This is a genomic window from Microcystis sp. LEGE 00066, assembly GCF_015207925.1.
Classification (GTDB): domain Bacteria; phylum Cyanobacteriota; class Cyanobacteriia; order Cyanobacteriales; family Microcystaceae; genus Microcystis; species Microcystis ichthyoblabe_A.
The window spans coordinates 1-5,491 of the sequence record NZ_JADEVX010000237.1; the positions used below are offsets into that span (position 1 = coordinate 1).

Sequence of the window (5,491 nt, forward strand, 5' to 3'; positions counted from 1 at the left end):
AAGGCATTTAGCAATTTTTGTCAATTGTTTTTTATCTAGAGCGAACTAATCAATTAAGTCTCTTGCCAGATAAGGATTTAGTCGATTTATGCCCCCCTATCGAACCATAACAAGTAACGAAGAGCCGGGATAATTTGGGTGCATCTCAATTTTGTCGAAATATCTATAGGACATTTTGGGCGCACGCAGTTCGATTGCTTCTGGATTATACTGGCACTACTTTGATATGATATTTCGCCTATTCTTATCCATTTTTACAATTTTCTCTCAGCACCTTTGAACGTTCTACAACCTTGATAAATTTGGTTCTTCGGTAATTGTTATGCAAATAATTAACTTAAAATAAAATTCGATGAAAGTGCCTACACTCAAAAATAGCTGAAATCTATACAGGGATAGACTTGAGGCACAAGCCGATTAATACCAAAAGATAGACAATCGAGCTAAGATTTGATATAATGACCAAAAAATTAAACTAGAAGCTATCAAAAAAAATTGACCAAATTTGAAAAAGATGCAGGAGTTAAAGGAAGAATTCAGAAAGATTCACGAAACCTCAGAGAATCCGACAGAAGGACTGCTATCCATCTCGGAATGGTTGGCAAAATCCTCCAGTATTTTTACCAAGAGTTGTCAAACAATCCGAAACTGGTTTGGAGAAATCATTGCGTTTTATGAACGCCCCTACACAATCGTCAATTCAGATTTAAGCTGGCGACTCCTGTTCATTCTTTAAATGTCGGATTTTGCAAAAACTGCGAAACGCCTTATATGCTACAACTCACAAGTCGCAGCGAGAGAAACTTTATCATTAGGTAAATAATAGTTGTCCTTTTGGTTCAGGAATGATTCGTTCTAGTTGTTTGGCAGTTTCAATCCATTCTTGAATAACAAGTTCAGCATTTTGTACAGCTTCTTGATAGGTTTCTCCATCTGCCATACATCCTGCTAATTCTGGAACTTCAACAATAAAAGCTTGATCTTCCTCACTCCAATAAATAATTAATTCATAGCGAATTTTCATCTTTCCCTCCTAATTTATATTTTAAAATTAGATTACGAATTTGTTTGATTTGATAAGTTATGTAGGTTGGGTTGAACAGAGTGAAACCCAACAATTATAGGCTTTGTGTTGGGTTTCGTGCCTCAACCCAACCTACTACTACTGAACCAGAGAACAAAGAATCATCATAACATTATTGATCATCTGGCAAAGCTAAAATTTCATCCCCAATTAAATCAGGTAAATTTTCGGTATGAACGTGCAAGTGAGTAATTGAGCCTATTAATTCTGCCAAAATATCCCCTTTTTGGTCATCAGTTAGGCTTGGTAATTTAAGCTGACTTAGTAAGAATAAAACCGCCTCGCATTCTTCACCTAATTCAGATAATAGAGTGGCCAAGGTAGAGTTGACTTTCAAGGGTTTTTCAGTGTTTGAAATCATTGCTTATTTTCCTCTGTTTAATCGCTTTTCTGCTCTAGATAAACTTTTTTCTAAACCTTTAATTTCTCTTTTCCAGTAATTAATTAAGTTTTCATCGGGGGATTCTTTTTGTTCCTCATTGGCAATTTTTTGATGATGGTTCAGAATTTGATAACGAATGCTTTCAACAGATTTACGAAATTTCTTTTTTGACAAGTATTTACTCCTAACTTGCGCTGGTTAATATCTATCGTAATTATAAACCATAGATTATGTAGGGGAAAATGGCATTTACCCTCCTGGGGTGACGGTGACAGGTATCGAATCGCGGAACCCCTGATAACCTCGTGTTGAACCCCTGTAGGATCGGAGTTTGAAAAAACTGCGAAACGCTTTATATGCTACAATTCACAAGCCGCAACGCGAGAGATTGCGTCCGCTCCCATCCATCCCCCCTCAGGTGGCCGCCACGACGGCAGGTGTCCTTTGGGTGCTGATGATGGTGCGTTTGTACTCCATGTTAAAACATCATAAGTTTTCCAGTTTCCGTTGACTCGCCAGCCTACCGCGTCCCCAAAACGTTGCCACACTTCATCATTATAGTCACCGATCGAGTTGCCTGTCTGCTTGTAGATAGACAATTGTACAGAAAAGCCAAACTGGCCACCGGAAGCATCTAACCACTCTCGATCGATCATCCGCAAATCCTCACAGGAAAACTTCTCGGCGGATTTGCTGTCTATCCAGCGTTCTTTTTCTCGTTTAGCGGCCGCCAGCATGAGATCCCAGGTTTTTTGATCCGCCTCTTTCCATTTCTTTTGTTGCAGGAGTTCTCGTAGCGTTGTATAGTCCACGCCAGTGGTTGAGGAGATAAGGGTCGATCGCGGTTGGGTGGGTGGTGTTGGTTGTGGCGTGAACACGGGCGATGGCGTAATAATAGGGGTAGGAGTGGGCGCGGTCACAACGCTAGGGGATGAATTAAACGAAAATTCCCCGATTAAAGAACTAGAATTCCAAGGTACTTGATAATTTTTAGTGGTTTTAGCCACCTCTGCCCGTACCTTCCGCAACATAGCATCCACATCGATCGGTTCTCTGATATATTTCAACAAAAAAGACGTAAATAAGCCATTTCGCCCATTCCCATCATCTGCCACCTTGCCCGGAGCCGTCGCGAAGGCGATTAAAGACCCTGTTGCCGTCTGCACCGCCGTTAACCCACGACTCAGCGATCGCTTAAACCCACGAAACGGATTATCCCGACAGGCATCTAAAATCACGATATTCACCGCATTTTCCGCTTCCGCCATTCTGCCCAAAATCTGCCCCAACGCCACAGACTTATAGCGAACATCCGCCTCAACTTTGATTAGCCCATTATTCACCGGAATTAAATAGTTTTCTCCATCTATCTGTATTCCGTGTCCCGCGTAATAAAACAATCCAACTGACCCTTGAGTCATTTGACGGGCAAAGCGATCGATCGCCTCATCCATTTGCTGTTGTGTGGCATCCTTCAGCAAAATCACCTCAAATCCCAACTCTTTCAACGCCGCATTCATGTCCGTCGCGTCATTCAACGGTGTGCCGAGTTTGCTGACTTCATAATTTGCGTTACCGATGACGAGGGCGATGCGCCTCTGCTGTTGATCCGTCGGTCGCGTTTGGGCGATCGCTTGATTTATGCCATTAAACGGGGGAAAAGGGATTTTCTCCGATGCGATAGATAGCGCGAGATAGGGGATCGCCGTCGCGATCGCGCAATAACCCAATAACTTTAGACGCGTGATAGACATGGACTAGGGTTTAGGCATGGTAAAGGTTTCAACCGTCATCGTTCGAGGCGAATCAAAACTAATTTTCGAGAGCACGCGCACTTTATTGTTATTACTCAAGAGCTTTTTTAGCTCCTCCGGATTTTCAATCCCATTTAAATTTAAATTAGCCGATCGAGGCGGATTTTGCAAGTTTAACACCGACACTGGAACCCCCGACCAAGTTTTGATAAAACCTCGGATGCGAGCAGGAAGACGTTGCCCCTCAACCCAGATATCACCTCCCTGAAATGCGATCGCCTCAACTTGCGTCAACGGAACCTTTTCCGAATAACCCTCGGCCGAAAGCGTCAAACTTGTTTGATTAAAAGCTGTTAATTGCCCCGTCAGAGAAGCCCCCTGTTTTCTCGTCACCGTCGCCTTATCCGGTACCGCCACTCCTAACACCGTTCCCTGACTCCGTGCGGAACCCTGCCACCCTGCCCACTGCCCCTCACTGGCCACCCCCAGCAATAGTAAAGCCAGAACACTCCCCTGCAAAATAGTCTTCTTCACCGGATTAACCTCTCTATATCCAGATAAATAAGAAATGATAGAATCCTAACACATCTTTTCTGCGCTCACAACTAGGCTGTTTGTCATGGCTGAACCCCAGACCACCCCCGAATACAATCCCCTCGGCAAACTCCTCGGCGTGCTGGCATTGTTAGCCGCTGGCCTGTACTTTACTGGATGGACTTATCGCTGGACTTACTTCAGCTTCTTTCAACTCGAAGTCACCACCCTTAACCTACCCGGCGAATCCTTTTATCTTGCCGCCTTTCAAACCTTTTTCGGGGAACCCCTCGCCTTCCTGAGAACCATTCTCGTTTTGGGTGTGACAGTCTTAGCTATTCTCGTCACCCTGCACTGGGGTCAAAAATGGGGCAGTAAATACCTACGAAGATTGCCCTTTACTTTCAATGAAGCCCAGACAAAGATTCTTAACTTTCTCGCCTCTCTGCTGAATGAGCTAATTATCGTCCTCTTTATCCTCACGGCCCTCTTTTGGCTGGCCCGTTGGCAAGCCCAAGCGGATGCTTGGAAAGATGCCGTCAACGAAACCTCTTCACTGCCCGTCGTCACCCTTCTGATGTCCAAAAATGCCCCTTTAGGACGCAAACTCGATAACCCCCTCGATAACCCGACTGACTTGCGGATCATCGGCGATCGCAAAGCCTACGATCGCCTCCTTGGTGAAGAACTCACCGACCTCAGCGACCCCGACAAACCCAGAGTTTGGCGACTTCTCCTCAAAGGAGACGGTTATGCCTATATTTTCCCCGCCTTACCGAAAAAAGCTCCCCAGTTGACCATTCCCGTGGCGATTGTTTATGAAAAAGATAATGGTGTTCAGCTAACCATTCTCAATGCTTCCCCGTCTCCACGGTAAAATAGACAATGCTCACCCTAGTCATGCAAGGCGTAAAATTTCCCAGATTTTCAGATATTCTCGCTAACTACTTTTGTATATCTTCATTGGCCCGAAAAATCGCTTCCTGACCATCACTAGAGGACACAAAACCCATAAAAGCTTTAACCGCTTCACTAGCAGGTTCTTTGTAAACGTAGTAAAGGGTACGCTGCCAGGGATAATTAGGTTCACTGGGTAAAATTCCCTCAATAGCGATCGCTCTCACGGTTTTTTGGTTGACAATTTGGTTATAGGTGGCGTAACTAATGCCATTCAGTCCCAAAACTCGCAAAATTGGGGTGGTGGCATCCCTCTCCATCATTTTAAAATTAGTTCCCCTACCAAATTCTCCCCCTTGCAGCACTTCCTGACGAAAACTTTGATAAGTGCCACTAATAGGGGGACGATTAATCACTTGAATAGTAGCTGCAGAACCTCCCACCTCGGACCAAGAGGTGATTTTTCCGGTAAAAATATCTTTAACTTGGGTAGTGGTTAACCCCCCCGCAAAGGGGTTTTTTACTCCCACCACAATAGCGATCGCATCTCGAACGATCGGACTAGAAGCCAATCCCTGAGAGCGTTCTGACTCGGTTAAAGGTCGTGACACCGCCGCAATATCGATCGCCCCCCGGGCCAATTCCTCTAATCCTCTATCAGATCCTTGAGCATTTGTCAATACCTCTACCCCCTGAAATTTGGCCGTTAAAGCGGCTTTTAAGGCTTGATTAATCTGTACCATACTGGTAGCGCCGTTAATGCGAATTGTCGTGCCACTGGGGATAGAAGTCGGTGGGACAAAACTAACCACTTCCTGGGGGGAAGGGGGAGGGGGTAGG

Annotated in this window: 7 protein-coding genes and 1 pseudogene; 2 read left to right on the top strand and 6 right to left on the bottom strand. The window is 44.7% G+C overall.

The window, feature by feature from the left end; genetic code table 11:
- Nucleotides 1-463: 463 nt before the first annotated feature.
- Nucleotides 464-691 (top strand): annotated as a pseudogene (locus tag IQ224_RS21160) (transposase); the annotation flags it as partial.
- 120 nt (nt 692-811) lie between these two features.
- Here IQ224_RS21160 and IQ224_RS21165 read toward each other — a convergent pair.
- The 5 genes from IQ224_RS21165 to IQ224_RS21185 all read right to left on the bottom strand — a co-directional run bounded on the left by IQ224_RS21165 (nt 812) and on the right by IQ224_RS21185 (nt 3,754).
- On the bottom strand, nt 812-1,024 hold the full coding sequence (locus IQ224_RS21165; protein WP_002745419.1) for a type II toxin-antitoxin system HicB family antitoxin: 213 nt from the start codon (nt 1,022-1,024) through the stop codon (nt 812-814).
- A 172-nt stretch (nt 1,025-1,196) separates the two neighbouring features.
- Nucleotides 1,197-1,445, bottom strand: a complete 249-nt coding sequence (locus IQ224_RS21170) for a hypothetical protein (protein ID WP_002745417.1) — start codon at nt 1,443-1,445, stop codon at nt 1,197-1,199.
- A 3-nt stretch (nt 1,446-1,448) separates the two neighbouring features.
- Nucleotides 1,449-1,640: a hypothetical protein gene (locus tag IQ224_RS21175; protein WP_002745416.1), complete on the bottom strand. Its 192-nt coding sequence runs from the start codon at nt 1,638-1,640 to the stop codon at nt 1,449-1,451.
- 185 nt (nt 1,641-1,825) lie between these two features.
- Nucleotides 1,826-3,220 carry a caspase family protein gene (locus tag IQ224_RS21180; RefSeq protein WP_002745414.1) on the bottom strand — a complete coding sequence of 465 codons (1,395 nt, stop codon included), beginning with the start codon at nt 3,218-3,220 and terminating at the stop codon, nt 1,826-1,828.
- 3 nt (nt 3,221-3,223) lie between these two features.
- Nucleotides 3,224-3,754, bottom strand: a complete 531-nt coding sequence (locus IQ224_RS21185) for a hypothetical protein (protein ID WP_194033463.1) — start codon at nt 3,752-3,754, stop codon at nt 3,224-3,226.
- An 85-nt stretch (nt 3,755-3,839) separates the two neighbouring features.
- Here IQ224_RS21185 and IQ224_RS21190 point away from each other — a divergent pair, with 85 nt between their 5' ends.
- Complete coding sequence (locus tag IQ224_RS21190; RefSeq protein WP_194033464.1) at nt 3,840-4,631, top strand: hypothetical protein; 792 nt, start codon at nt 3,840-3,842, stop codon at nt 4,629-4,631.
- Nucleotides 4,632-4,698: 67 nt separating this feature from the next.
- Here IQ224_RS21190 and IQ224_RS21195 read toward each other — a convergent pair.
- On the bottom strand, nt 4,699-5,491 hold a 793-nt coding region (locus tag IQ224_RS21195), incomplete at its 5' end, for a phosphate ABC transporter substrate-binding protein (RefSeq protein ID WP_194033465.1).